A 24,631-nucleotide genomic window follows, 5' to 3' on the forward strand; every position below is an offset into this window, starting at 1 on the left:
ATGAAAAAACCCGTCGCCGTCGCCGGAATCTCCGCCGACGACATGAAAGCTCAGGCCGAACTGTAATCTGATCCTGCCCCCACCCGGGCCGAATACGGTTCGGGTGGGGGCAGGCTTTGCCCAAAAGGCAGCTCAAATATTGCAAAGGAAGTAAGATGCAGGCGTTGAGTGCATCCAACTCGCCGTGGCTTCGGGCACGGTCTTTCGTTCGTTTGAACGGGCACGGTTTCCTTGTTTCCGTGGTTGTCGCCGTCGCAGCGAAGTTCTTGTCCGAACATTATGGTGCCCCGGCGATGCTGATGGCCTTGTTGCTGGGCATCGCGTTCCATTTCCTGGCCGAAGACGATGCCGGCGACTGCAAGGCCGGAATCGAATTTACCGCACGAACGGTTCTTCGTTTTGGCGTTGCGCTGCTTGGGGTGCGTATTTCCGTTGAATTGATGATGAGCCTTGGCGCTGATCTGATTGCCGTTGTGATTGCCGGTGTGATCCTCACGATCCTGTTCGGCCTTCTTGGCGCGCGTCTTCTGGGCCGTGGTTGGCGCTTTGGGGTGCTGACGGGGGGATCGGTGGCGATCTGCGGCGCATCGGCCGCGATGGCCTTGTCGGCCATTCTGCCCAAAAACGAGCATTCGGAGCGGAACCTGGTTTTCACGGTACTGTCGGTAACTGTTCTGTCGACAATCGCGATGATCGCCTACCCGATCCTCACCGAGGCTTTCGAGTTCAACGACGAGGTTTCAGGGGTCTTCCTGGGCGGAACGATACATGATGTCGCGCAGGTTGTCGGGGCCGGGTTCTCGGTTTCGGACCAAACCGGTGAGGTCGCGACTTTGGTCAAACTGATCCGTGTTGCCATGCTGGCCCCGGTGGTGCTGGTTATCTCGTTTCTTGTCCGGCGCCACGCGGAGTTCAGCGAGGAAGACGGCAAGCGCCCGCCCATTTTGCCGATGTTTGTCGTTGGCTTTCTGATCTTTGCCGTCCTGAATTCAATAGGTCTGATCCCGGATGTGGTCTCGTCGGCCATGGCCGATCTCAGCCGTTGGGCGCTGTTGGTGTCGATTGCCGCAGTGGGCATGAAAACGTCGCTCAAGCGGATTCTGGATGTTGGCGGGCAGGCCATCGTCCTGATTGTGGCCGAGACGATCTTCATCGCTGCTCTGGTTCTGGCGGGCGTCTACCTGTTTCACTAGAGGATGGCGAAATTCCACGTCCAGCACGTGATCTACCATTGGACGGTCACGTCATCTCGCACTACATGACCAGCAGGAGGGTATGACCTCATGACGACACAGGTACTCAATCTATTCGATGAGCCGGAAACGCGCAGCGAAAGGCGTTTGGCCGATCTTCCCGATCGCGTTGTCGAGGGTGATCCGCATCACAAGATTGGAATGCACTTCACCAGCCCGGATGGGCAATTGTCTGCCGGAACCTGGACGTCTACGCCGGGCAAATGGCACGCGTTCACGGACAAGGACGAATATTGCTATATCGTCAAAGGCCATTGCGCCCTGATCCACGAAGACGGGACCCGTCAGGATTTTCGCACCGGGGCCAGCTTTTTGATCCCCAACGGCTTTCGCGGCTATTGGGAAGTCGTGGAAGAAACGACCAAGCACTTCGTGATCAGAGATTGCGCGCCGGACGCATGATCTGATCCGTGAATGACCTGAGGCGGCGTGAACCGTCATGCCTCAGGCGCGTCATTGGCTTTTCAGCGACGGGTCTGGTCAAAGCTGATCGTCAGTTTTTCCGCCGTGGGTATTGACTGGCAGGTCAGGATTTCTCCGGCTTTGATGTCTTTGTCTTCCAGCGCCATGCGCGCCCGCAAATGAACTGTGCCGTTGGTCAGTTTGGCCCGGCACGCGCCGCAAACTCCGGATTGGCAGGAATAGGGTGGCTTGAGCCCCGCTGACTGCGTTGCGTGAAGAATGGTCTGTCCCTTGGAAACCGAAATGAGGTGTCGGGTGCCTTCCAGCGTCAGTTCAGCGGTTGCGTCCACCCCGTCAATACCCGTGTCCAGATCCGGCGCAGCGCCATAGCTTTCCATGTGGAGACGGTTCGGGGGAACATCAATGGACATCAAGGCCGATTTGACGGCCTGGTTCATATCGCCCGGACCACAGATATAGTAACGCGCGTCCTGGGCGTAAGGTGGATACTCGGCGATCAACGCTTCGATGGCGGCCTTGTCGATTGTACCTTGCCGCCAGTACTCGGCGTTGGACCACCAGCCGGGTTTCGAAAAGACATGGTTGATTGTAAAACGTTCGGGATGCGCTTGCTGAAGCACGCTCAGTTCGTGCTGCAACAGGATGCTCTTGGCGTTTGTGTTGCCGTACACCAGATGCGCGACTGAATGGGGCTCGGCTGTCAAAACCGAGTTCAGCATTGCAAAGAGCGGAGTAATTCCAGAGCCCGCGCCAAAAAAGTAATGGGTGCGCCGCGCCGTTTCGTCGGGGTCCAGGCAGAAACTGCCAAATGGCGGCATGACGTCAATGGTTTGCCCTTCCTGAACAGTGTCGTTGATGAAGTTGCTGACACGGCCACCCTTGACCCGTTTGACGGTGATGCGAAGCGGGTCCCCGGAGTAAGGCGAACTGGAGATCGAATAGCTTCGACGGTGCTCTTCGCCATCAATATTGAAACGAACGGACACGTGTTGGCCCGGCCTCCAGGCGAATATGTCCATCAGGTGGTCAGGGACATCGAACATAACGGTCTTTGCCACGCCATCCGGCTCGACTCTGGTCCCGCAAACGCGCAATGGGAAAAAATCACGCGAGTTCATTTCCCTTCCCCCAACCATTGCAGAACAACTTTCTGGTGCGCGATGACGGGACTTTCACCGTTTGCCACCGGACCTGCTTCAAAATACGGAGAATGCAGGGATTTCTGCTGTTGCTCGCACGCGTAGATATCTTCGCCGGTAAAGTCACCGGCAACCATCGGGTCATCTTCGCCCATCGCGTCATTGGCTTCGTATTTCCCAGCTATTCCAAACTTGGACCAGAAAGAGGACGACTTCATCGACTGTTTGGTGAATTCCCATTCCGAGCTGTTGGACACCCGCCCGCGGTTGTGAACTCGTGTCAGTTCCGGGCCAAGGGGTTCGACAATGAAGATATTCCAGCCGTCTTCCGAAGCGGCCAGACCAATCCCCGGGAACAGCATCGGCACCCAGGCGCCGTTCATGTCTTTGGGGATGACGCGCGGGGCGGTCAGTTTGCTGTCCTGATCTTCAAGAAACTCCGCCACGGGCGGCTCCCAAAACATGTAATGAGGTCCTTCCCAGTGGAATTCGGCGGATTTGTGGTCATACATCTGCAGCGTATTCGAATGCAGATGGCTCAGGTGGTAAACGTCGATGTAATTTTCGACGACAACCTTCCAGTTGGCCTTTATCTCATAGCTGGTGTTCAGGTCTTCGTACTCGATCAGCTCTTCCGGTACGTGCGGGCCGATATGGGGTTCGACGGGGCCGAACCATTCGGCGATGGAAGGCGCGTCGGGGTCTGGGTGGACGAAAATCATCGATTTCCAGATATCGACCTTGGCGGGTTTCAGGCCAAGGCAGGACTTGTCGACCTTGCCAAATTCCTCGTGCTCATCCGGCACCGAAATCAGATTGCCTTCAAGATCGTAGGTCCAATCGTGATAAGGACAGGTCAATGCTTTTTGCGTTTTGCCAACCGCGCGGATCAATTGGGTTCCGCGGTGGCGGCAGATGTTATGGAAGGCGCGCAGGCGACGATCGCGCCCCATGATCACGAATATATTGTTGAGTCCGGCCTGCAAGGCGATGAACTGGCCGGGTTCACTGACATCCTCCATAAAACCGGCGTAGCGCCAGGTTTTGGAGAAGATTTCGCGCATTTCCCGGTCGAACCAATCCTGGCTCGTGTAAGCTTCGACCGGCAAAAGGTGCAGCATGGGTTTCATTTGAGCCTCTTGTGAAAGAGTTTTCAAAACGTCCGAGGGTGAAAGTCGATAGCGGTCATCGACAGGCTAAGTGCGATCCAGGCAAGTTGGACCAGCCAAAACAGGATGGGATCCTCATCCCGGGATACGTTGGTTAAAAGCAAAGAGTGCCCGGAATGAAAACTCGGGATTGTCCAGAACATGAAAAGAATCCCCCACAACGTCTGACAGCCAAGCGCCGTCGCGACCATGAGCGCAGCGAAAGCGATGCACCATCCAGGCCAGATTTCGCAACACATCTGATCAGAGCCTGCATGATCTGCTCATGACGTTCTTCACGATTTGTGGGGCGCCGATCATGTTATTTCCAGTATTTCAGCTTCAGGTTTGCGGTTACGCCGGTGCCGACGGTGACAGCGGCATTCGCGAATTCCGGCGGCAGACCGTTCTGCCCCATACCGCCAAAGCCGTACCCTTCGGTTGGGACATCTTTTTCGGTATCCAGGTTGCTGTTGCTGTTCTCGTCGTGAATCCCGGCAATCGCATAGGTGCCAGGCGGGAGATTGTGAAAGGTGACCGAAGCCAAGCCTTTGACAGCAGGAACGGAAGCCAAGGCCGCCGCGTTCGTCATGTCCATGGCCTTAAAAGACTTTGCGTCATCGAACACGGCAATGATCAAATCACCCTCTGCATTGCGCACGCCCTGCACCGTTGCAGTGAGAGTTTGTGCGGATGCCCCGAGGGTTGAAGCTAGTGTCATCACAGATGCGACGACCAGTTTGCTTATCGGCATGATGTATCCTTTACTGTCGATATTGACAGTAAATAGGAAAGATGCAATTAGCTGTCAACAGTGACAAGCATTCACCCGATTTTCCTGAGGGTGTTTTTTTGCATTGAACCAAGCACGAGGTATCGGCCCAACGCGGACAAGGATCGGAGAAAAGGAAAAAATATCTTAAGGCGGCTTTCCAAAGCTACTCGGGCAAGACTTGCCTCATGTAGAGATGACGCATGACCATTGGCGTCAGGTACATCGGGATTTGATACGCGCCGATGAAGACCATGATGGGTGCGGTGACCTCGGGCGGCAAAGCAACGAAGAAAATCGCGATGTTTCTGTTTCCCGCGATCAGAGAGACAGCGGTTGCTCTGGCTGCCGGCAGACGTCCACGGGTCATGCGGAACGAAAGGAATTGTGCTCCGAAATTGGCCAGACAGGCGAGCGCGATCCAGAAAGCGGCGACGGCCGGGCTTTTCAGCGCAGTGGTGCTGACGGAAGGCATCAGGCCGATGACAAAAACGGCCAAGGTGATTGTGCCCAACCCTTCCAGATTCACCAATGTGGAGCGTGATGGTGAACGCAACCAGACGCGCCGGACAACAATGGCGGCGCCGGTTGTGCAGAGTATCGTCAACAGCAGTTGCAACCCGGCCAGCAGAACAGAGTGAATGCCGCCCAGTTCTGGCATGAGCAGGAACACCGGAAACGCTGTCAATGGCAGCAGGGCGGTCCCAACCACCATCATTCGCATCGCGTGTTCAGGTGGGTAGCCCATCATCAAACACATGTTGGGACTGCCGGAAATCGAGGGCGCAGCCGTCATGATGAGCAGGGACAGAAGCACCGGCGTTCCGGTCCATCCCCCGACAAATCCAATAGCCAGAATGATCAGCGGCATCACGAATTGAAACCCGATGACGGTGAACGCGACCTTGTGCAGATCGCTCAACGATCCAAGAATGGTTTCGGGGTCCATTCTCAGGACGGTGACGAACAGCAACAACACGACCAGGGGCGGCAGCAGGCCTCGCATGGGCTCGGCCAAACCCGGCAATAAAAGACCCGCCGCCAATCCGGCGACCAGAACACGGGGCCCGTGACGGGCCGCCAGATGGAGCAGGTTCAAGGCCGTTTTACCCGCCCGGGCTCTGACGCAAATTCTCGGGCAGCCAGGTGGCGAGGTCGGGGAACCAGATGAGGATGAAGACCATCAGCACCATGATCAGGAACATCGGTATCGCTGCGCGTGCGATATAGCTCATCTCATGGTTGGTCATGCCCTGCATCACGAACAGGTTGAACCCGATCGGAGGTGTGATCTGCGCCATTTCAACAACGACCACGATGAAGATGCCGAACCAGATCAGGTCAATGCCAGCATCGCGGATCATTGGTTCCACCACGGCCATGGTCAACACGACGGAAGAAATCCCGTCAAGAAAACAGCCCAGAATGATGTAGAACACCAGCAGGACCATCAGCAGTTCGAAACGGGTCAGTTCCCAACCTGCAATCAGATCGGCCAGCCCGCGCGGCAGGCCGGTGAAGCCCATGGACAGTGACAGGAAAGCAGCGCCAGCAAGGATCAGGGCAATCATCGCGCTGGTTCGCGTGGCCCCCATCAGGCTTTCAGTGAATGTCTTCCAGTTCAACGACCCCTGGCCTGCCGCAAGCAACAGGCCGCCGATCACCCCGAAAGCCGCAGCTTCGGTCGCAGTGGCATAGCCCAGATACATTGAGCCGATGACGACCGTGATCAGAAGGATCACAGGCAACAAAAAGCGGGAATTTCTGACTTTCTCGGAGAAGCTCAGCTTGCCCTCGACATCCGGGGTCCAATCTTTGCCCAACTTGGAATAGATCGCAACATAACCCATGAACATCGCTGCCAGCACCAAACCGGGAAGGATGCCGGCAAAGAACAGCTTGGTGATCGATTCATTGATCGTCACCCCATAGACGATCAGGGTTAGGGACGGCGGGATCATCAGCCCCAGAGTGGCCGCGCCGGTCAGAGTACCGATGATCATCCGTTCGGGGTAATTGCGCTTGCGCAGTTCGGGGATCGACATCTTGCCGACGGTGGTCAGCGTTGCCGCCGACGAACCTGAGACTGCCGCGAAGACGGTACAACCCACGATATTGGTATGCACCAAACCGCCGGGCAGGGGTGCCATCCAAGGGGACAGCCCTTTGAACATGTCTTCGGATAATCGCGTGCGGTACAGGATTTCGCCCATCCAGATGAACATGGGCAAGGCGGTCAGGGTCCACGACGACGACGCCGACCAGATGGTTGTGATCATCACGTCGCCCACGGGGCGTGTCGTGAACAGCTCCATCCCGACCCAGGCGACCCCCATCAGGGCCAGGCCAACCCAGACACCGGTACCGAGCAACGTGAACAGAACAAAAAGGAAAAGGATGATGACAGACAGGTTTTCCATGCGTCTATTCTCCGTGGCTCTGGTCGGCCAGATCGCGGACAATGCGATGGTCACCTTTGAACAGGACGTGGATCAGGTGATCCGTCAGCGCGATGGCCAGGATGACGGCTCCGATCAGCATCGCGGATTGCGGAATCCACAGCGCGGTTCTGTCCTGACCCTGGCTGATGTCGTTGAACTTCCAGCTCCAATAGACGAAGCGATAGGCATACCAGCAGAAATACCACATGACGGCTGTGCCGATGGTGAAACACCAGATTTCAAGGACACGCCGCACGCTGTCCGGCACCGCGTTCAGAAGGATCGAAACCCGAATGTGGCTGCCCCGATTCAACGCATTGGCAAAGGCCAGAAAAGATGCCGCCGCCATTGCATAGCCGGCATAGTCGGGCGCTCCGGGAAATACCTCACCGGTCCAGCGGGCCAGCATCTGCACGACGATCAGCAAAAGAATGGCAATCAGGCTGACCGCCGCCATTACCCCCGCTGCCAGATAGATGAAATCCAGAACGGACCGAAGCCCCCGCAATACCGCCATGGCGTCCCCGCTTTGTTATGATTGGATGGAAAACAGGCGACGCAATGCAACGCCGCCTGCCTCGAATGGTTACTGAGAGGCGTTGAACGCGTCGACGATGGCTTTGCCTTCGTCGCCGGCGGCCTCCAGCCATTCATTGGTCATGGTCACACCAATCTCTTTCAGCTCATTCGTCATCTGCTCGGATGCCGGACCGACGGTCATGCCACCATCACGCAGACCTTGCAGAGTAAAGCCGGTGTATTCCTTGGCGCGCCAGTTGCCCGCGTATTCCGCCAGCTCTGCGCAGGCCTTGATGACGTTCTTGTTGGCGTCGGACACGCCCGACCAGACATCCGAATTCACCATCACGTAGTTGCGCGGCAACCAGGCATCGACTTCGTAGAAATAGTTCAGGCTTTCCCAGACCTTGCGGTCGTACCCGGTCGATCCCGAAGACACCATCGACTCGGCGACACCCGTCGCAAAAGCCTGACTGATTTCTGCCGCTTCGATCGTTACCGGCAACATGCCCGTCAACTCGGCCAGTCGCGAAGTCGCGTTGTTGTACGAACGGAACTTGATGCCCTTCATATCGGCGACCGAGTTCACCTCATTCTTGAAATACAGTCCCTGCGGCGGCCACGGTACAGCATAAAGCAGCGTCAGGTTCTGCTCGGCCAGCAGTTTTTCGATAGAGGGCTTGGCGGCCTCCCAAAGCTTGGCGCTGTCGTCGAACGAGGTCGCAAGGAACGGGATCGAGTCGAAACCGAACAACGCGTTCTCATTCTGGTGGCCGGACAGAAGGCGTTCTCCGATCGGGGCTTGCCCGGTCTGGATTGCGCGTTTGATATCGGCACCTTTGAACAGCGAGCCGGATGGATGCGTAACGATTTCGATCTCACCGCCGGTTCCGGTCGTTACACATTTGGCGAATTCCGCACCGGTGGCCGAATGGAAGTTCGACGCCGAATAGGCCATCGGCATGTCCCATTTTTCGGCCATGGCCGGTGCTGCCGCGGCAGCAGTCAAAGCGGTTGCCGCCAGAAGGTTTGTCAGTGTTTTCATCGTTTTCTCCCTATCGAGTTTTGAAATACCGGTGTTTTTCATCGGTCTGTTCTTATGTTGCAAAGCGCGACGGCGCATAGACGCTTACGTCGGTGTTCGGGGTTCTGCCCGCGATCATCTGCGCCAGAAGCCGCCCGGTCTTTGGCCCACCTGTCAGGCCGATATGATGATGCCCAAAGCCCATATAGGCCCCTTTGATTCCGGGCACGTCGCCTATGATCGGGATCGAGTCAGCCGGGGCCGGCCTGTGCCCCATCCATTCCACTTCCTCCTTCCATGTTATGCCCGGAAACGCGGCCCGGGCATTCTTTCGCATCAATTCAAACGGTGCGCGCGAGGGCGGTGCGTCCAGCCCACCGAACTCCACGATACCCGCCAAGCGTATGCGCCCATCCATGGGCGTGGCAACAAACTTGCCCGAAGCCACCATGACCGGGCTGCGGGGCATGGCAGAAGGTGACACCAATTCAAGATGATAACCGCGCTCGCTTTCAAGAGGAACAGAAACCCCCAGTCGCTTTGCCAGCGGCCCCGACCAGACGCCAGCCGTTACAATGGCGGTGTCGCAAACGATGGTCTCACCATCCGCGCGCACACCGGTAACGCGGCCGTTGTCGCGGGTGACGTCCTCGACATTGGCGCGGATGATCCGGCCTCCGCCGGCCTCGACATGGGCGGCCAGGTCTTTCACGTACCGCCCCGGATCGATGATATGACCGTGGTTTGACAGCTTGGCAGCGAAACCGATATCCGGGCTGAACACGGGGTCATAGTCGTGAAACGCCTTGCCCTCCAGTTCTTCCCAATCAAAGCCGTTCTTCCGCCTTATTCCCCAGCCCAACGCATCTTGTTCAAAATGGGCCCGGTTCTCGTAGAGAAACAGATAGTCGCTGGGCACGATCCACTTTTCAGCACGCGTGCCTGCCGCCAATGCCTTGTGGTCATTCAGGCTGTCGCCGACGATCGGCGTCAGCGCCGCCGCGATCCGTTCAACGTCTGCCACGTTCGCGTGGCTTAGATATTGCCGGAGCCATGGGAGCAACTTTGGCAGATACCCCCATTTCAAAAACAGCGGCTGCGACGAACTCAGCAACATTTTGGGCGCTTTGCTAAGCAGTCCGGGAACCGTCACAGGTATGATGGAACAGGACGCCAGCACACCGCCATTGCCATGAGACGTGCCTTCACCCGGTCCGGCCTTGTCGAACAGGATCACGTCGTGCCCGTCCCGTTGCAGCCAGACCGCGGCCGACACGCCGACGATACCGGCGCCGATGATGGCTATGGTTTTCTTGTCACTCATTCTGAAACCGCCCTGGCCACTGCGTAATGGTTTAGTTTGGCCATCTCGGGCCTGCCGCCAAGCCCGGGGGTTTCGGGCACGCAGACCTGTCCGTTCTGGATCCGGAAGGGTTCTTCCAGAATGTCTTCTTTCAGGAAATAGGACGCCTGATAGAATTCGCAGCCCAATGTGATCTCGGGCGTTGCAGCAATCATATGGGTGCCGGCAAGATGGGCCAAGCCGGCCTCGAACATATCCCCGCCATATGCCGTCAGACCATGCGCGGCCGCAATGCGGGCGACCGTTTGCCCGCGGGTCAGGCCGCCAGACTTCATTATTTTCACCGAAACACCATCGCAAATACGTTCACGCGCGGCGCGTTCCATATCTTCGGGGCCAAAGACGCTCTCATCGGCGAGAAGGGGAATATCGGTCATTTGGCGCAGCTTTGCCATCATGTCGAAATGGTGGGCGCGAACCGGCTGTTCGATGAAATCAGGATTGAACTGGGCCACGTCCCGCACCCGCGCCGGGGCATCCTCGATGTTCAGCCCCTGATTGAAATCCACGCGGACCGAGAATTCAGGACAGTTCTGCGCCAGATATTCCAATCGCATGATGTCAAAGGCGTGATCCTTGAACCCGGTCTTGAGTTTGACAATCCGCACGCCATCCTCTCGCAACCGCGCCAACAGGTCTATGTCCTGGGAAAAGTCCGGGTTGGCGATGGAACAGCTGAGCGGAATGGTGGTGCGGCAGCGACCGCCCAGCAAAGACCAGACAGGGATGTCACCGATACGGCCGGCCAGATCCAGCAGCGCGGTTTCCAGCGCGGCCTTGGCCTCGGTGCAATGCGCCACGGCACAGGCCGCGCGCGCCGTGATGGCTGACCGGTCGCCCACGCTGGCGCCAAGAACAAGAGGGCGTAAATAACGATCCAGTGCCGCGAATGTCGCTTCCGGGGTTCCGGTGAACACCGACCAGGGTGACGCTTCGCCAAATCCCTGTGTGCCATCCTCGGATGTCAGTCGCAGTATGACGACTTCGCAGGCGCCTTCGACGGATCCTATACCGTGATCCCGGCGGGACGTGACCGGAAGCTTCAGGTGCCAAAGGTCGTAACCGATGATGTTTTGTGACAGATCGTTCATTCCGCCCCCTGTGGCTGAGCGAAAGCCTGCCTTGACGGGCATATCATTTCAAATACTATATCTTCGACAGTTCATCAGAAAAAATGATGCAGTAATCCATGTCCCTGCGCTTTCGCCAGCTTCAAGCGTTTCACGCCATCATGGAAACCGGAACCGTAACCGGTGCGGCGTCGGTACTAGGGATATCCCAGCCTGGTATCAGCAATCTGTTGGCTCAGTTGGAACGCGAAGCGCGACTGCCTCTGTTCGAGCGCAACAAGGGCCGTTTGCTGCCCACCCCCGAAGCCGAGCTGCTGTTCCGCGAAGTCGACACGGTCGTGCGCGGGCTGGATCACGTGGCGCAGGCCGTGACGGATTTGCAGAACAAACATCCCGGTCAATTGCAGGTTGCGGCACCGCATCTTCTGTCATTTGGTTTCATGCCGCGCGAGATCGCTCGTTTTGCCAAAAGCCGCCCCAACCTGTCCGTCAGTTTCCAGTCGCAGTATTCATCCAAGATTCAGGAATGGGTGATTTCAGGCCTGTTTGAAATCGGCATCGTCGAGATGCCCATCCTGCACGACACTCTGAATTATCAGGTGTTTCAGTTCGAAACGCTTGCGACTTTTCCAGAAAACAGCCCCTTGGCGGATTATGACGTTCTGACACCGGAAATACTGGAAAACGAGCCCTTCATCGTGATGGGTCCGGAACACCAAACCCACCGTCGAACCCGTGACATCTTTCAGGCATCCGGGCGCACGTGGCGGACACAGATTCACACGCACCTGTCTGAGAACCTGCTGAGTTTTGTGAAACAGGGCATGGGGGTTGCGATGATCGATCCCTTTACCGTGACGTTCGATGGTGAGAGCGGGTACCAGACCCGCCCGTTCAGGCCATCCGTCATGCTGGATCTTGCAATCATCACCGCAAAGGGGCGCCCCCTGTCCACGATTGCGCAGGAATTTCTGGCCCAGCTGACCCCGTCGATTGCCTCTTACGCAACCCATTCCGACACAGGTGCAGCGGCCTTGTGAAGCTGTTGCGAATGGATGTCGACCAATGTGGGCCCGTCATGTTCGACGGCCTGTTTCAGCACCTTTGGCAAGTCCTCAGGGTCTTTGACCGTCCATGATTTCACTCCGAAGGCGGCTGCGACGGCGGCGTGGTCGGTCCGGTTGAAATCGACGTTGTAATAGCGTTGATCAAACCCAGCGTCCTGACCCGCCTTGATCCATCCGAAGACCGAGTTCGAGAAAACGATCGAGGTGATCGGCATTTTGTGCCGGACCATCGTTTCAAATTCACCGCAGGTAAACCCAAACGAACCATCGCCCATGACGGCCAGGGTCTTGACCGAGGGCCGCCCGACATGTGCACCCATGGCCGCCCCCAGAGAATAGCCCAGTGCTCCATGTGCGCGATTTGTGATGAAATGCCGCCCGGGCTGCCGCCAACGGTAATGCGCGCTGAAATAGGGGCAGGGGGTGCCGGGATCAGCGACCACAATCGCATCGTCGTCCAGAATGTCCATCAGGGACGCCATGACAGCCTCGGGCCGTATTGGCGTTTCCCGACTTGCAGCCAAGGGGGCAAATGCCGCCGCCTTGGCCGCCCATGCGGCGCGGGCCTTGGTTGCTCCGTCTTGTCCGTTCAGGTCTTGCCGGTCCTCCAGCGCTCGGGCCAATGCCTCAAGCGCGAGGCGGGCGTCAGCGCAGATCGCCACTTCGGTCTGATAGTTTGCGCCGATCACCATGGGGTCGCTGTCGATGTGAATGATCGTGGCGTTGCGCCCGGGGCTTCTCCACCGTTCGGTCGTGACCGAACCGGCGCGGCACCCGATGAACAGGACGACATCAGCCTGATCCACCACGGCGCGTGTCGCGGGGATGCCGCCGTTCGATCCGACGACACCCAGGGCCAGAGGATCGGTTTCGGCGATGGACCCTTGGCCTGAAACGGTTGTGGCGACGGGCATGTCCAACAGACCGGCGACGCGGCGCAACGCATCGGTCGCGCCGGACAGAACCGGGCCGCCGCCACAGACCGCGACGGCGGATGTGGCCCGGGCAAGAATGGCTGCGGCCGCTTCGATGGCATCCGGATCTGGGGCAGCCCGTTCGGCGGGATAGCTGCGATGCCGGTCGTCGGCCCAGATTTCCGCTTCGTCCACCTGTGCCTTCTGCGTATCAAACGGCAGTGCCAGATGGGTCGCGCCGGGTGTTCCCGTTGTCATCGCCCGGAACGCCGCACGAACCATGGCCGGAAGCCGGGCGGCATCATCCAGAGACGCGTTCCACTTCGTCAGCGGGCGGAACAACGCCGGCTGATCCAGTTCTGTCAGAGGGTATTTCCCGCGGCTGGTCGTCGCCACATCAGAGGTTATCGCCAGGATTGGAACCGAACTTTCATTGGCCTCGACCACACCCGGCAGAATGTAGGTCGCGCCACCTCCGGAAGGGCCTTCGCAAACGCCGGGCCTGCCTGTCACGCGTGCATAGCCATCCGCCATGTAGGCGGCGTGCCGTTCGTCGCGGGTCAGAATGTGCTGAATGCCGTGATCCATTCGGGCGAGCGCGTCATAGAACGGCAAGGTGGTATCGCCGCACAGGCCGAACATATGCGTCACGCCATGCGCCTCGAGCATACGCACCATCGCCTCGGCTCCGGTCAGGTAATTCGTCCCTGTCATGGTTCGCGATTCCTTCGAGTTATAATTGTACACATAACTGTATACAGGCTTGCATATTGATTTCAAGAATTGAGTGTGGCACCTGTGAATCAACGGAAGAAGGGCATTGTTTATGGCGGGTCCACGCGTCGATGATATCTATGATCAGGTCAAAGCGATGGCGGTCTCCTTCCGCCTGCGCCCCGGTGACCGCCTGAACGAGGTCGCTCTGTCCAGGGATCTGGGCGTCAGTCGCACGCCGTTGCGAGAAGCGTTGAACCGATTGGTTGCCGAACGGCTGTTCGATTTCCGCCCGGGGCAAGGGTTCTTTTGCCGTCCCTTGGATGCGCAAACCGTGTTCGACCTTTTCGAGCTGCGCCAGATCATCGAATCCGCGGCGGCCCGATCCGCCTGTACCAAGGCGACGGATGAAGGCCTGCAAAGGCTGCGTGATGAACTTTACGAAACGGGCATCGACATCACTGGCCTGACGATCGAAGAAGCAGTGGCCCGGGACGAAGCGTTCCATCTGGGGATCGCAAGGCTGTCAGGGAACATGGAGTTGTTGCAAACTCTGACGCGGATCAACGAGCGTATCCGCTATATCCGCTGGATTTCCATGAGCATGGACCGGGTGCAGAAGTCCAAGGACGAACATAAACGCGTGATGCAGGCCCTGCTGGATCGGGACGCGGACGAGGCGGCCCGGGTTCTGGCGGCTCATATCACAAAACGAATGGATCAGGTTCAGGACGCAGTGCGTCACGGAATTACCAACATCTACATGGAAGGGGCCGAAGACATCTCGACCCGCATTATCGAGGAGGAACAGGGATGATCGTGCAGGGCGGCAAGTCCATTTACGGCGCATCCGTGGGAATCCTCATGCTGGACGCGCAATTCCCAAGAATTCCCGGTGACATGGGCAATGCGCAGACATGGCCGTTTCCGGTGCTGTACCGCATCGTCCGGGATGCCTCGCCTGATCGGGTAGTTCGGCATCGGGCCGAAGGTATGCTCGAGGTCTTCATCGACGCCGCGCAAGAGTTGGTCAAAGACGGCGCGGACGGAATAACAACCAATTGCGGGTTCCTGTCCCTGTTCCAGAAGGAACTGGCCGAGGCCGTTCCGGTTCCTGTCGTCACGTCGTCCTTGATGCAGGTCGAAATGGTGAATCGTATCCTTCCCAAGGGAAAGCGCGCGGGCATTCTGACCATTTCGGCCTCCACCTTGACCAATGACCATCTTCAGGCTGCCAATGTCCCCTTGGACACGCCAATCGGCACTACCGAGGGTGGGCAGGAGTTCACCCGCGCAATTCTTGGCAATGAATCGCGTCTGAATGTTGAGAAGGCACGGGAGGACAATGTTGAGGCCGCAATCGCGTTAGCCTCGGACAATTCCGAACTTGGGGCAATAGTTCTGGAGTGCACGAATATGTGCCCCTATGCGCCGGATATTCGGCAGGCGACCGGGCTGCCGGTGTTTTCGATCGTGTCCTTCGTGACTTGGTTCCAAGCCGGTCTTGTTCCGCCGGTGTACCGGAACTGACCTCTGGCCTTTCATCAAGACGGATTGTGTTGGCCGCAGGCAAAACTCAAGCCAGTGTCAGATCACCGGGTATCGAATTTCGGATCACGCGCTGTGCATTCGGCAGATCGTTCGACTGCGCACGGTCCTTGGCGGCATTGGCGTCCAGTCCATGGCCGATCCATCTGTTGGTCAGGCGGGTTTCGAGTGTTTTCAAATCGGTGTCCAGAAATACCTTGAATGCCCACAGTTGGTGAAGGTCCGACCAACCCGGCTCGTTCAAGAGAAGGTAATTGCCCTCAACCAGAACAACGCGCTGATCCGCCGTGATCATGGACCGCGCGGCAATGGCCAGATCCAGTTCCCGGTCAAACTCGGGTATTGCGACTTCTTCTTCCGCGCGCAATCGATCAAGCAACGCATGAAAGCCGGCAAGATCAAAGGTTTCAGGAGACCCTTTGCGGCTCAGCAGGCCGCGATCCTTCAAGATCACGTTGTCATAGTGGAAGCCGTCCATGAAAACCAGTCCGGTTGCGACGCCGCGCAGATTGAGCTCTTTGGTTGCAAGGCCCGCCGCAGTCGTTTTTCCCGAACCCGGCGGCCCGGCAATCGCGACAAGATGCCGGTCTTGCAGCGGCGGCAAGGCCTGGACGGCATCCGCGATTTTGGTTGCAAGCGCCTCGGGGGTGGCAAGTTTACCCGTCACGCGGCTTGGTCCTCGGCGGGTGGTTCCTTGGCACCGGTCATGAACGCCACTGCGTCGGACATCGTGTAATCCTTGGGATCAACGACGCAGAGGCGTTTGCCCAGCCGATGTACGTGAATTCGATCGGCGACCTCGAAAACATGTGGCATATTGTGGCTGATCAGGATGATCGGAATGCCGCGAGACTTCACGTCCAGGATCAGTTCAAGGACCCGACGGCTTTCTTTCACGCCCAGCGCAGCTGTCGGTTCGTCAAGGATGATGACTTTTGATCCGAATGCCGCAGCGCGAGCCACCGCAACACCCTGACGCTGACCCCCGGACAGTGTTTCAACGGCTTGATTGATATTCTGGATCGTCATCAGGCCCAACTCGCTCAGTTTGTCGCGGGCGAATTTCTCCATCGCCGGGCGGTCGAGCATTCGAAACCACGAGCCCAGCGGCCCCTTGCGGCGGATTTCGCGACCCATGAACATGTTGTCCGTAATTGACAGGGCAGGGGACATGGCAAGCGTTTGGTAGACGGTTTCAATACCAGCTTCGCGCGCGTCGATCGGGGAATGAAAATTTACTTTCCGACCTTCCAGCCAGACTTCGCCTTCATCCGGCATCACCGCGCCGGACACCGCCTTGATCAGTGTAGACTTGCCTGCCCCGTTGTCACCGATCACGGCCAGAATTTCGCCCGGCATCAAATCGAAATCGCACTGATCCAGCGCCGTCACCTTGCCGTAGCGCTTCACAAGGTTCCGTCCTTTGAGAATAGGTTCCATCAGGCTGCCACCTTTCTGATCCACTGGTCGACCGCGACCGCCGCGATGATAAGGATGCCGATCAACAGAAACGTCCATTGCGCGTCAGCGCCCAGCAACCGAAGCCCAAGCGTAAAGACGCCCACGATCAGGGCACCGAACAGCGACCCCAGAATAGACCCGCGGCCACCGAACAGGGATATGCCCCCGATCACAACCGCCGTTATGCTTTCTATATTGGCCAACTGGCCTGATGTCGGAGACACCGATCCGATCCGGCCGATCAAAGCCCAGCCCGCAAAGGCACAGATCAGCCCGGACAACATGTAAACGGACATAAGCGTTCGGTGCACATTGACACCTGACAACTCGGCAGCTTCCGGGTCATCTCCGACCGCGTAAACATGCCTGCCCCACGCGGTATGGCGCAGGGCGTAGGAAAGCCCGAGGATCAGCACCAGCATGAAGATCACGCCGACGGTGAATACCGCCCCGCCCACGTTGAACTTGGCCCCGAAAAGTTGCAGAATCGCGGCGTTTTCTTCGATCTCCTGTGACCGGATGGTTTCGTTCTGAGAATAGAGGAAGTTCGCCGCAAGAACGATTTGCCACATGCCAAGCGTCACGATGAACGGCGGCAGTTTGATGCGGCTGACCAGATATCCGTTCACCGCGCCGATTGCGGCTCCAACGAAAAGGCCGCAAACGATTGCGACCGTTGGTGGCAGCCCATATCGGAAGGTGAACTGTCCCATGACAACCGACGACATCACCATGATTGCTCCGACGCTCAGATCGATACCGGCGGTCAGGATGACGAGGCTTTGCGCCGCCGCCACGATCCCGACGATCTGAACCTGTTGCAGGATCAGGGTCAGCGCGAATGGCGAGAAGAACTTGGAGCCCAGCAAAGCCCCGAAAATGACGATGGCAGCCACTAGAACGATCAGCGGCACCAGAGAGGGGTTCACGTGCAAAAAATGTTGAACCGTTCCGACAAACCCGCGGTGGTGATCGTCAAATTCAGCAATCTGTTCCGGGCTGCCTTTTGCAGCGGCTTCGAAGTCGTCTGATCGTCGTGAAGTATCGGACATAAAGGTTCCCCCAAAGCGTCAGGTTACTGACGACTTTAGCAAGTTTTCGGGCGAATGGGTGGTTTGAAAAGCGGAAGGCCGCCCTCTGCGGCCCTCCGGGTGGTCAGGTTAACCCCAGCAGAGGTCCATGCCTTCTTTGACCGAGATCGACTCGACGCCTTCGGCAGGCTTGTCCGTTACAAGCGCTACGCCGGTGTCAAAGAAATCCTTGCCAGGCGTGTTTTCAGGCTTCACGCCTTCGTCCGCCCATTTCTTGACGGCCGCAACACCTAGCGATGCCATCAACAGCGGGTATTGCTGCGACGTCGCGCCGATAACACCATCGGCAACGTTTTGGACACCCGGACAGCCTCCGTCCACGGAAACGATGAGCACGTCATTTTCGCGCCCGATGGCTTTCAGCGCCTCGTAGGCACCTGCCGCGGCAGGTTCGTTGATGGTGTGAACAACGTTGATCGTGGGATCTTTGGCCAGAAGGTTTTCCATCGCGCGGCGACCACCTTCTTCGTTGCCGGCAGTGACATCACTTCCGACCAGTCGTGGGTCATCTTCATCACCGATTACGTTCGGGTCCGCCAGATCGACACCAAAGCCTTGCAGGAAACCCTGATTGCGCAGCACATCCACTGTCGGCTGACTGACGGCAAGATCCAGTGTCGCGATCTTGGCGTCGTTGGCCGCGTCGCCCAGCGTGGCTTTGGCCCATTGTCCAATCAGCAGCCCGGCAAGGAAATTGTCCGTGGCAAAGGTTGCGTCAGCCGAGTCAATGGGTTCCAGCGGCGTATCCAGAGCGATAACCAGAACACCTGCATCCCGCGCCTGCTTCACGGCCGGAACGATGGATGATGTGTCCGAGGCCGTCAGCAGAATGCCCTTGGCGCCGTCCAGAATGCAGGTCTCAATGGCTTGCACCTGCGTTTCATGGTCACCGTCAACTTTGCCTGCAAAGGCTTTGAGCGTCATTCCCAGCTCTTCCGCCTTCGCTGTCGCACCTTCCTTCATTTTGACAAAGAACGGGTTGGTGTCTGTCTTGGTGATCAGACAAACGGTTTCGCCTTCCGCCATTGCACTGCCAGCCATGGCAGTAACCCCGAGCGCAGCAGCACCCGCAAGTCTTGCAAGTTTCATCGATTATCCTCCCAGTTTTTCCTGTGCCGTACAGGGCACGAGGGCGATCAGGCAAAAACCCTGATCTCATAAGAAACAATCACAAGATTCGAAATTTGAGTCAATAAATAAATCACTCTTATTTATTATTGACAGGGCGGGCGGGCTTTCTCATTCTTCAGCAGGAAAGGGGTGGTCGTGCCGGAAAATTCATCTCGGAAAAATTCGATTGGCCTGCACGGGTCAGAGGTGCGCGGAACCAATCAAAGCGGGATGCGGGCCCGGAACGAACGGCTGGTGTTGTCGCTTGTCCGGCGTCATCAGGCTCTTGCTAAGTCCGAGATTGCGCGCATGACCGGACTGTCGGCGCAAACCGTTTCCGTCATCATGCGGCTGCTTGAGAAGGACGGTTTGCTTTTGCGCGGTGAGCCGGTCCGCGGGAAAGTCGGGCAACCTTCCGTTCCCATGCGCCTCAACCCGGATGGTGCGTTTTTCTTTGGGCTCAAGGTCGGGCGCCGCAGTACCGAGCTGGTATTGACTGACTTTGTCGGAAATGTGCGGCAACGCGAGCGGCGAACCTATGACTATCCAACGCCAAAAGCCACTTTGGAGTTTTCTATACAGAGTCTGGGGAAAATGATGTCATCCATGTCGCCCGAGGCCAAAGGCAGGATTGCGGGTCTTGGAATTGCCATGCCGTTCTACCTGTGGGACTGGGCCCAGACCCTTCAGGTTCCTCAGGAAGAAATGGACCCGTGGCGCGTATCAGACCTGAAGGCTGACCTGGCTCGTCGCCTCGATATGCCGGTTTTTCTGCAAAATGACGCCACTGCGGCTTGTGGGGCGGAATTGGTATTCGGTCCGGCCGATGGACCAAGGGATTTCCTGTACTTCTATATCGGGTTTTTTATTGGCGGCGGTGTGGTTCTCAATGGTGCGATCTTTTCCGGGCGTGGAAACTCGGGCGCAATCGGCCCCCTGCCTGTACCGGATGGTGCGGGTGGTGTCAGACCGCTTATCGACGTGGCCAGCCTGTATGTTCTCGAGCGTGCAATCACCACAGCAGGGGTAACGTCGCATTCCATTTGGGAAACGACCCAGCGTTGGGATGTGCCAAAAATTCAACTGGAAAACTGGTTGAAACGGACGGCAAGCGGGATTGCTTATGCGATTGTCTCATCCTGTAGCCTGATAGATTTCGAATGCGTGAAGATTGACGGCTGGATGCCGCAGGACATCAAGGCGCGTTTGGTTGAAATGGTCGAAGACAAACTGTCCGAGCTGAACCTGACCGGTCTCGAGCACCCCGTGGTGCTGGCAGGGACCGTGGGCCCGGATGCACGCTCACTGGGCGCGGCAAGCCTGCCATTGTCGGAAAGGTATCTTTCAGAAGCTTAGATGTGAAATCACCCTGTTGCCTTGGATATTTCACAAACCGGTTCACTCTCGCAAACTGCCGAGCTCATAATTTTCGATGGCCGTAACACATTTTCGTTGACGGAAGGCTGAGTTGTCTGGCAAGCCGCTCGGCATGTCCGGTTCCGGGGCTTGCTCTGGAATCAATAGGGAATGCGGTGCGGGCTTAGGCCCAATTCCGCAACTGCACCCGCAACTGTAAGCGGCGAGCAGGGCTGAAACGCCACTGGGGTTTGCCCCGGGAAGGCCAGTCCAACGCTTTGACCCGCAAGTCAGGATACCTGCCGGACATGTGTCCTCATAAGGGGCACTCCTAATCGGCGACGGGATGTGCGTCGTACCAGGATGCCTGAAAGGGTGATTTGGCGTTGAATGTCCCGTAGTCAAAACGAATTTCGCGCCGGGATTGGCGCGACGGGACAAGGACGACTGTTCATGAAAACGCTGCTCAGCGCAGCCGTTGCCGCGGTGGCTCTTCCCGCCATCGCAGATGCGCATTTTCTTTTGGAATACACTACCGATACCATGATCCAGAAACCGGGCGATGTGCCGGTCAAGCTGATTTTCTGGCATCCGTTCGAGAACGGCCACGTCATGGATCTTGAAAAGCCGCAGGAATTCTATGTGATCCACAACGGTGAAAAGACCGATTTGCTGGACACGTTGGAACCTATCCGGTTCACCGGCGGGGAAAACGAGGGCGTGGCGTTCAAAGGCAGTGTCCCGGTCAAACGGTCGGGCGACTATGTGCTGGTGACGGTTCCTCAGCCTTATTACGAGGAATCCGAAGACATCTATATCCAACAGCTCACCAAAGCCTTCCTGAACCGCAACGAATTGCCGACCGACTGGATGAATCCCGTAGGTTTGCCGACCGAGATTATCCCGCTGAACAAGCCGACCAACATCATCGCGGGTTCGACTTTCACGGGCCGTGTGCTGGCTGATGGTCAGCCGGTTGCGGGGGTCGAAATCGAGATCGAGTACATGGCCGCCGAGCCCGACATGGAAAGTTCGGCCGCTTCTACACCGAAAGTCTCTCCGATGCCGGGTGGTGCGGTGGTCGCCATATCTGACGACAACGGGTATTTCTCGTTCGGCGTTCCAAATGCCGGTTACTGGGGTTTCGCAGCACTTGGTTCCGGTCCGGCAACCGAACATGAGGGCAAAGAACTCAGCCAGGATGCGGTCATCTGGATTCGCTCCTGGGATCTGGAGTAACCCAAGATGCACATCGTCGACGGAGCCCTTTCCAACCCGGTTGTAATTGGCGGCGCCATAGCCGCCGCGGGCGGGATCGCCATGGGTCTCAGGTCTCTGGATCTTGATCGCATCCCCACTGCGGGCGTGCTGTCAGCCAGTTTCTTCGTGGCATCGTTGATCCACGTACCCATTGGTCCGTCGTCGGTCCATCTGATCCTCAACGGCATGGCCGGGCTGCTGCTTGGTTGGGCCGCATTCCCGGCTTTGTTCGTCGGGCTTTTGCTACAGGCGGTCTTTTTCGGCTTTGGCGGGTTGACGGTGTTGGGGATCAACACCGTCAACATCGCCTTTCCAGCTGTGGTGGCCGGAATGTTGTTCGGTCGTCTGATCGCGCGTGGAACGCCTTTGCAAGGTGCGATTTGGGGGGGCGTCGGCGGCGCATTTGCCATTGCGGCGACAACCGGCATGGTCGCGTTTTCCCTGGCGCTGTCGGGGGATGAATTTCTGCCTGCCGCCAGGCTTGTTTTCTTCGCCCATATTCCTGTCATGGCCATTGAGGCGATTTTGACCGGGTTCGCCGTGTTGTTGGCACGCAAGGTCAAACCCGAGCTGTTTATAAGGGAAGCAGCCACATGAAGCATCTGGTTGTCATATTGGCCGTGTGCTGCGCACCTGTGCCTGCCCTGGCGCACAAGGTCCTAGCCGGCGTTTTCGAGTCGGAAGACGTCATCGAGGGCGAAATCGGCTTTTCCAACGGCGACATGGCAAGCGGCACCGAGGTCATTGTCACCGGCCCGGATGGGGCCGAGCTGGGTCGATCGGTCACGGATGCGGACGGTTTCTTTGTCTACACGCCGACCTCGGCCGTGGCGCACACTTTCTTTGCCGACCTTGGCGCCGGGCATGTGGCCGAAGTCACGATGCCTGCCGAAGATGTCGCGCGGATCATGGGCGTTGCTGTGGCAGAAAACGGTGACTCATCTTCGGCTGCTGTGACGCAGGCCAGCGGTTCGGCGGCGTCTCTCAGCGCCGAAGAACAGCAGGTTATCGCCAAGGCCATACGTGACGAATTGCGCCCGCTCAGGCGCGAGATTGCGGCCTATCGCGAACAGAATGACCTGCAAACCATCCTTGGCGGGATTGGGTACATCGTTGGTCTGTTTGGTCTGGGCTTTTACATGGCGGCCCGCCGCAAGCTGGCGTCCTGATGGCACACGTTCTGGGGCACAAGGAAAAAACACTGTCCGAAGCCGGTGACGGGCCAGAAGGTCTGATCAGCCTGCTGGATCCCCGGATGCGGATCGTCATGGCAGTTGTTTTTGCAGTCGTGACCGTTGCGCTGTCATCCCTCGGCGCGCTTTGCGCGGCGCTGACAGTGTCGCTTTCGCTTCTGATAGTTTCACGTCTGCCGCGGCGAAAGACGTTGAAGCGAATGGCCATGATGGATGGGTTCATCCTGTTCATGCTGGTCCTGTTGCCCTTTTCCATGCCCGGGGATCCGATGTTCACGCTTTGGGGATTCCCTGCAAGCTGGCAGGGTTTTTGGAAAGCGGTCGAGATTGCCTTGACCGCCAATGCCGTGATCCTGTCCCTGATGGTTTTGGTCGGGACGATGGAGCCGGTCACACTGGGCCACGCCCTGCATCGTCTGCGGTGCCCGGAAAAGCTGGTTTACCTGCTGATGTTCACGATCCGTTATATCGAGGTCTTGCGCGAAGAATACCTGCGGCTGCGGGCCGCCATGAAGGTACGTGGTTTTCGGCCAGCAACAAACTGGCACACATATCGCAGCTTTGGCTACCTTGTGGGTATGATGCTTGTGCGCGCGATCGAAAGATCGGAACGCATCCTGGCCGCGATGAAGTGCCGCGGGTTTTCCGGGCGTATGCCGTTGCTTCAGGAATTTGCCCTGACCCGCGCGGACATTGTGTTTGCGGCTGGTTTCAGCGGTCTCTGCCTGGGTCTGATCATTCTGGAATTCGCATGACACTGATCGCGCTTGAAGACATCTGTTTTTCCTACCCCGGCCAGCCACCCGTTCTGGACGGGGCAAGCCTGAGCCTGAGCGCGGGGCAGCGCCTGTCCCTGACAGGCCCGAACGGAGCGGGGAAATCGACGCTCCTGCGCATTTTGCTTGGGTTGCAGCGCCCGTGTTCGGGCACCGTCACCGTTTTTGGTCAGCAACGCGTGGAAGAGGTTGATTTCCATGAGGTCCGCCGCCGGGTGGGGCTTGTATTTCAGGATGCGGACGATCAGCTGTTCTGCCCGACCGTCGCCGAAGACGTCGCTTTTGGCCCGCTCAATCTGGGCAAGACCCGTGACGAGGCACTTGCCATCGTCGACAAAGTTCTGGGCGATCTGGACCTGATGCATCTGAAGAACCGCATTACCCACAAATTGTCAGGCGGTGAAAAACGGCTGGTGACCCTGGCGACGGTTCTGGCGATGGAACCCGAAGTGCTGTTGCTGGACGAACCGACGAATGCGTTGGATACAAAAAACGAAGCGCGCCTGCTGGAAATCCTGCGCGCGTTGCCACAGGCGATTTTGCTTGTCAGTCATTCGCCGGCGTTCCGCTTGGAACTGGCGCCCGATGAACTGGATCTTCGCGACGGGAAGCTGGTGCCGGTCTGACCTGTTCTCGTAGCAACCGGACATGGTGGTTTTAGATATGCAATCATACCGCCTGAGCCACGCCATGAAACGGAAAGCGAACCTTGTGCGTCGTCAGGCCTTGGCTATGTGCGCCTGCGGCTCATCAGCCCATATTTGACCGCCCATGCCCCAAAGGATCCACGTCTGCGCCTGTCCTGTTTCACAGGTTGCCTGGATTGCGCACCGCCTTTGCGGTTGAATTCGAACACGTCGATTATCCGCTCGGCGCAGCCACAGGCTTCGCCCATGCCGACTTTGGCGAAATAGAATTTCTCGAAACGTTCGGGGTTCTGCATGGCTGACCTCCTGAAGGCATTGAACCCCATGATGGGCGCATTGCCA

Annotated in this window: 26 protein-coding genes and 1 riboswitch; of the genes, 11 read left to right on the forward strand and 15 right to left on the reverse strand. The window is 57.8% G+C overall.

The window, feature by feature from the left end:
- Positions 1–155 precede the first annotated feature (155 nt).
- Both I9184_RS20055 and I9184_RS20060 read left to right on the forward strand, forming a co-directional pair.
- A complete protein-coding gene (locus I9184_RS20055; protein ID WP_209835534.1) occupies positions 156–1,193 on the forward strand; it encodes a YeiH family protein in 1,038 nt (345 codons plus the stop codon).
- 90 nt (positions 1,194–1,283) lie between these two features.
- Positions 1,284–1,655: a cupin domain-containing protein gene (locus tag I9184_RS20060; RefSeq protein ID WP_209835535.1), complete on the forward strand. Its 372-nt coding sequence runs from the start codon at positions 1,284–1,286 to the stop codon at positions 1,653–1,655.
- Between the two features lie 62 nt (positions 1,656–1,717).
- Here I9184_RS20060 and I9184_RS20065 read toward each other — a convergent pair whose 3' ends face one another.
- The 9 genes from I9184_RS20065 to I9184_RS20105 form a co-directional block, all read right to left on the reverse strand.
- Positions 1,718–2,794 (reverse strand): 2Fe-2S iron-sulfur cluster-binding protein, encoded by a 1,077-nt coding sequence (locus tag I9184_RS20065; RefSeq protein WP_209835536.1) that lies wholly within the window; start codon positions 2,792–2,794, stop codon positions 1,718–1,720.
- The gene (locus tag I9184_RS20070; RefSeq protein ID WP_209835537.1) at positions 2,791–3,945 is read right to left on the reverse strand and encodes an SRPBCC family protein; all 1,155 of its coding nucleotides are present in this window, start codon (positions 3,943–3,945) and stop codon (positions 2,791–2,793) included. Before I9184_RS20070 ends, I9184_RS20065 begins: the two co-directional genes overlap by 4 nt.
- Before the next feature lie 340 nt (positions 3,946–4,285).
- Positions 4,286–4,717, reverse strand: coding sequence for a DUF2141 domain-containing protein (locus I9184_RS20075; RefSeq protein WP_171638546.1), 432 nt, complete (start codon positions 4,715–4,717; stop codon positions 4,286–4,288).
- 184 nt (positions 4,718–4,901) lie between these two features.
- Positions 4,902–5,834, reverse strand: coding sequence for a hypothetical protein (locus I9184_RS20080; RefSeq protein WP_209835538.1), 933 nt, complete (start codon positions 5,832–5,834; stop codon positions 4,902–4,904).
- 7 nt (positions 5,835–5,841) lie between these two features.
- Positions 5,842–7,155, reverse strand: coding sequence for a TRAP transporter large permease subunit (locus I9184_RS20085; RefSeq protein WP_152460436.1), 1,314 nt, complete (start codon positions 7,153–7,155; stop codon positions 5,842–5,844).
- 4 nt (positions 7,156–7,159) lie between these two features.
- Positions 7,160–7,693 carry a TRAP transporter small permease gene (locus I9184_RS20090; RefSeq protein ID WP_171638543.1) on the reverse strand — a complete coding sequence of 178 codons (534 nt, stop codon included), beginning with the start codon at positions 7,691–7,693 and terminating at the stop codon, positions 7,160–7,162.
- Between the two features lie 69 nt (positions 7,694–7,762).
- Positions 7,763–8,740, reverse strand: coding sequence for a TRAP transporter substrate-binding protein (locus I9184_RS20095; protein ID WP_171638541.1), 978 nt, complete (start codon positions 8,738–8,740; stop codon positions 7,763–7,765).
- A gap of 52 nt (positions 8,741–8,792) precedes the next feature.
- The gene (locus tag I9184_RS20100) at positions 8,793–10,043 is read right to left on the reverse strand and encodes an FAD-binding oxidoreductase (protein WP_171638539.1); all 1,251 of its coding nucleotides are present in this window, start codon (positions 10,041–10,043) and stop codon (positions 8,793–8,795) included.
- Positions 10,040–11,173, reverse strand: a complete 1,134-nt coding sequence (locus tag I9184_RS20105; protein ID WP_209835539.1) for an enolase C-terminal domain-like protein — start codon at positions 11,171–11,173, stop codon at positions 10,040–10,042. The genes I9184_RS20100 and I9184_RS20105 overlap by 4 nt, the downstream gene beginning before the upstream one ends.
- 98 nt (positions 11,174–11,271) lie before the next feature.
- Between I9184_RS20105 and I9184_RS20110 the strand changes: the two genes are divergently transcribed.
- On the forward strand, positions 11,272–12,192 hold the full coding sequence (locus I9184_RS20110) for a LysR family transcriptional regulator (protein WP_171638519.1): 921 nt from the start codon (positions 11,272–11,274) through the stop codon (positions 12,190–12,192).
- Here I9184_RS20110 and I9184_RS20115 read toward each other — a convergent pair.
- A complete protein-coding gene (locus I9184_RS20115) occupies positions 12,153–13,847 on the reverse strand; it encodes a thiamine pyrophosphate-binding protein (protein WP_209835540.1) in 1,695 nt (564 codons plus the stop codon). The genes I9184_RS20110 and I9184_RS20115 overlap by 40 nt on opposite strands.
- A gap of 112 nt (positions 13,848–13,959) precedes the next feature.
- On the opposite strand from I9184_RS20115, the gene I9184_RS20120 reads away from it, so the two are divergent.
- Together I9184_RS20120 and I9184_RS20125 are read left to right on the forward strand one after the other, a co-directional pair.
- Positions 13,960–14,664 (forward strand): GntR family transcriptional regulator, encoded by a 705-nt coding sequence (locus I9184_RS20120; protein ID WP_209835541.1) that lies wholly within the window; start codon positions 13,960–13,962, stop codon positions 14,662–14,664.
- Entirely contained in the window at positions 14,661–15,377 is a 717-nt protein-coding gene (locus I9184_RS20125) for an aspartate/glutamate racemase family protein (protein WP_209835542.1), read from the forward strand. Before I9184_RS20120 ends, I9184_RS20125 begins: the two co-directional genes overlap by 4 nt.
- Positions 15,378–15,423: 46 nt before the next feature.
- Here I9184_RS20125 and I9184_RS20130 read toward each other — a convergent pair whose 3' ends face one another.
- From I9184_RS20130 to I9184_RS20145, 4 genes are all read right to left on the reverse strand, one after another.
- Positions 15,424–16,062, reverse strand: a complete 639-nt coding sequence (locus tag I9184_RS20130; protein WP_348539557.1) for a hypothetical protein — start codon at positions 16,060–16,062, stop codon at positions 15,424–15,426.
- The gene (locus tag I9184_RS20135) at positions 16,059–16,835 is read right to left on the reverse strand and encodes an ATP-binding cassette domain-containing protein (RefSeq protein WP_171638512.1); all 777 of its coding nucleotides are present in this window, start codon (positions 16,833–16,835) and stop codon (positions 16,059–16,061) included. The genes I9184_RS20130 and I9184_RS20135 overlap by 4 nt, the downstream gene beginning before the upstream one ends.
- Positions 16,835–17,908, reverse strand: coding sequence for an ABC transporter permease (locus I9184_RS20140; RefSeq protein WP_209835543.1), 1,074 nt, complete (start codon positions 17,906–17,908; stop codon positions 16,835–16,837). The genes I9184_RS20135 and I9184_RS20140 overlap by 1 nt, the downstream gene beginning before the upstream one ends.
- 108 nt (positions 17,909–18,016) lie before the next feature.
- On the reverse strand, positions 18,017–19,036 hold the full coding sequence (locus I9184_RS20145) for a sugar ABC transporter substrate-binding protein (RefSeq protein ID WP_209835544.1): 1,020 nt from the start codon (positions 19,034–19,036) through the stop codon (positions 18,017–18,019).
- 252 nt (positions 19,037–19,288) lie between these two features.
- On the opposite strand from I9184_RS20145, the gene I9184_RS20150 reads away from it, so the two are divergent.
- The 6 genes from I9184_RS20150 to I9184_RS20175 all read left to right on the forward strand — a co-directional run bounded on the left by I9184_RS20150 (position 19,289) and on the right by I9184_RS20175 (position 24,268).
- Positions 19,289–20,413, forward strand: a complete 1,125-nt coding sequence (locus tag I9184_RS20150) for an ROK family transcriptional regulator (RefSeq protein ID WP_171638562.1) — start codon at positions 19,289–19,291, stop codon at positions 20,411–20,413.
- 121 nt (positions 20,414–20,534) lie between these two features.
- A riboswitch (cobalamin riboswitch) is annotated at positions 20,535–20,735 on the forward strand.
- Positions 20,736–20,866: 131 nt separating this feature from the next.
- On the forward strand, positions 20,867–21,652 hold the full coding sequence (locus I9184_RS20155) for a DUF4198 domain-containing protein (protein ID WP_171725156.1): 786 nt from the start codon (positions 20,867–20,869) through the stop codon (positions 21,650–21,652).
- Between the two features lie 6 nt (positions 21,653–21,658).
- Positions 21,659–22,270: a cobalt transporter CbiM gene (gene cbiM, locus I9184_RS20160; RefSeq protein WP_209835545.1), complete on the forward strand. Its 612-nt coding sequence runs from the start codon at positions 21,659–21,661 to the stop codon at positions 22,268–22,270.
- Positions 22,267–22,842, forward strand: coding sequence for a cobalt ABC transporter permease (locus tag I9184_RS20165; RefSeq protein ID WP_209835546.1), 576 nt, complete (start codon positions 22,267–22,269; stop codon positions 22,840–22,842). Before cbiM ends, I9184_RS20165 begins: the two co-directional genes overlap by 4 nt.
- Positions 22,842–23,621 (forward strand): cobalt ECF transporter T component CbiQ, encoded by a 780-nt coding sequence (cbiQ, locus tag I9184_RS20170; RefSeq protein WP_209835547.1) that lies wholly within the window; start codon positions 22,842–22,844, stop codon positions 23,619–23,621. The genes I9184_RS20165 and cbiQ overlap by 1 nt, the downstream gene beginning before the upstream one ends.
- Positions 23,618–24,268, forward strand: coding sequence for an ABC transporter ATP-binding protein (locus tag I9184_RS20175; RefSeq protein ID WP_209835548.1), 651 nt, complete (start codon positions 23,618–23,620; stop codon positions 24,266–24,268). Before cbiQ ends, I9184_RS20175 begins: the two co-directional genes overlap by 4 nt.
- Positions 24,269–24,372: 104 nt before the next feature.
- Here the strand turns inward: I9184_RS20175 and I9184_RS20180 are convergent, their stop codons facing one another.
- Positions 24,373–24,585 carry a hypothetical protein gene (locus I9184_RS20180; RefSeq protein ID WP_209835549.1) on the reverse strand — a complete coding sequence of 71 codons (213 nt, stop codon included), beginning with the start codon at positions 24,583–24,585 and terminating at the stop codon, positions 24,373–24,375.
- Positions 24,586–24,631 lie beyond the last annotated feature (46 nt).

It is taken from the genome of Ruegeria sp. HKCCE3926, from assembly GCF_017872515.1.
Taxonomy (GTDB): domain Bacteria; phylum Pseudomonadota; class Alphaproteobacteria; order Rhodobacterales; family Rhodobacteraceae; genus Ruegeria.

What these genes read in the sequence shown, in the direction of transcription:
- I9184_RS20055 (WP_209835534.1), top strand. Translation starts at nt 156, where the DNA reads ATGCAGGCGTTGAGTGCATCCAACTCGCCGTGGCTTCGGGCACGGTCT.
- I9184_RS20060 (WP_209835535.1), top strand. Translation starts at nt 1,284, where the DNA reads ATGACGACACAGGTACTCAATCTATTCGATGAGCCGGAAACGCGCAGC.
- I9184_RS20065 (WP_209835536.1), bottom strand. Translation starts at nt 2,794, where the DNA reads ATGAACTCGCGTGATTTTTTCCCATTGCGCGTTTGCGGGACCAGAGTC.
- I9184_RS20070 (WP_209835537.1), bottom strand. Translation starts at nt 3,945, where the DNA reads ATGAAACCCATGCTGCACCTTTTGCCGGTCGAAGCTTACACGAGCCAG.
- I9184_RS20075 (WP_171638546.1), bottom strand. Translation starts at nt 4,717, where the DNA reads ATGCCGATAAGCAAACTGGTCGTCGCATCTGTGATGACACTAGCTTCA.
- I9184_RS20085 (WP_152460436.1), bottom strand. Translation starts at nt 7,155, where the DNA reads ATGGAAAACCTGTCTGTCATCATCCTTTTCCTTTTTGTTCTGTTCACG.
- I9184_RS20090 (WP_171638543.1), bottom strand. Translation starts at nt 7,693, where the DNA reads ATGGCGGTATTGCGGGGGCTTCGGTCCGTTCTGGATTTCATCTATCTG.
- I9184_RS20095 (WP_171638541.1), bottom strand. Translation starts at nt 8,740, where the DNA reads ATGAAAACACTGACAAACCTTCTGGCGGCAACCGCTTTGACTGCTGCC.
- I9184_RS20100 (WP_171638539.1), bottom strand. Translation starts at nt 10,043, where the DNA reads ATGAGTGACAAGAAAACCATAGCCATCATCGGCGCCGGTATCGTCGGC.
- I9184_RS20105 (WP_209835539.1), bottom strand. Translation starts at nt 11,173, where the DNA reads ATGAACGATCTGTCACAAAACATCATCGGTTACGACCTTTGGCACCTG.
- I9184_RS20110 (WP_171638519.1), top strand. Translation starts at nt 11,272, where the DNA reads ATGTCCCTGCGCTTTCGCCAGCTTCAAGCGTTTCACGCCATCATGGAA.
- I9184_RS20115 (WP_209835540.1), bottom strand. Translation starts at nt 13,847, where the DNA reads ATGACAGGGACGAATTACCTGACCGGAGCCGAGGCGATGGTGCGTATG.
- I9184_RS20120 (WP_209835541.1), top strand. Translation starts at nt 13,960, where the DNA reads ATGGCGGGTCCACGCGTCGATGATATCTATGATCAGGTCAAAGCGATG.
- I9184_RS20125 (WP_209835542.1), top strand. Translation starts at nt 14,661, where the DNA reads ATGATCGTGCAGGGCGGCAAGTCCATTTACGGCGCATCCGTGGGAATC.
- I9184_RS20135 (WP_171638512.1), bottom strand. Translation starts at nt 16,835, where the DNA reads ATGGAACCTATTCTCAAAGGACGGAACCTTGTGAAGCGCTACGGCAAG.
- I9184_RS20140 (WP_209835543.1), bottom strand. Translation starts at nt 17,908, where the DNA reads ATGTCCGATACTTCACGACGATCAGACGACTTCGAAGCCGCTGCAAAA.
- I9184_RS20145 (WP_209835544.1), bottom strand. Translation starts at nt 19,036, where the DNA reads ATGAAACTTGCAAGACTTGCGGGTGCTGCTGCGCTCGGGGTTACTGCC.
- I9184_RS20150 (WP_171638562.1), top strand. Translation starts at nt 19,289, where the DNA reads ATGCGGGCCCGGAACGAACGGCTGGTGTTGTCGCTTGTCCGGCGTCAT.
- I9184_RS20155 (WP_171725156.1), top strand. Translation starts at nt 20,867, where the DNA reads ATGAAAACGCTGCTCAGCGCAGCCGTTGCCGCGGTGGCTCTTCCCGCC.
- cbiM (WP_209835545.1), top strand. Translation starts at nt 21,659, where the DNA reads ATGCACATCGTCGACGGAGCCCTTTCCAACCCGGTTGTAATTGGCGGC.
- I9184_RS20165 (WP_209835546.1), top strand. Translation starts at nt 22,267, where the DNA reads ATGAAGCATCTGGTTGTCATATTGGCCGTGTGCTGCGCACCTGTGCCT.
- cbiQ (WP_209835547.1), top strand. Translation starts at nt 22,842, where the DNA reads ATGGCACACGTTCTGGGGCACAAGGAAAAAACACTGTCCGAAGCCGGT.
- I9184_RS20175 (WP_209835548.1), top strand. Translation starts at nt 23,618, where the DNA reads ATGACACTGATCGCGCTTGAAGACATCTGTTTTTCCTACCCCGGCCAG.
- I9184_RS20180 (WP_209835549.1), bottom strand. Translation starts at nt 24,585, where the DNA reads ATGCAGAACCCCGAACGTTTCGAGAAATTCTATTTCGCCAAAGTCGGC.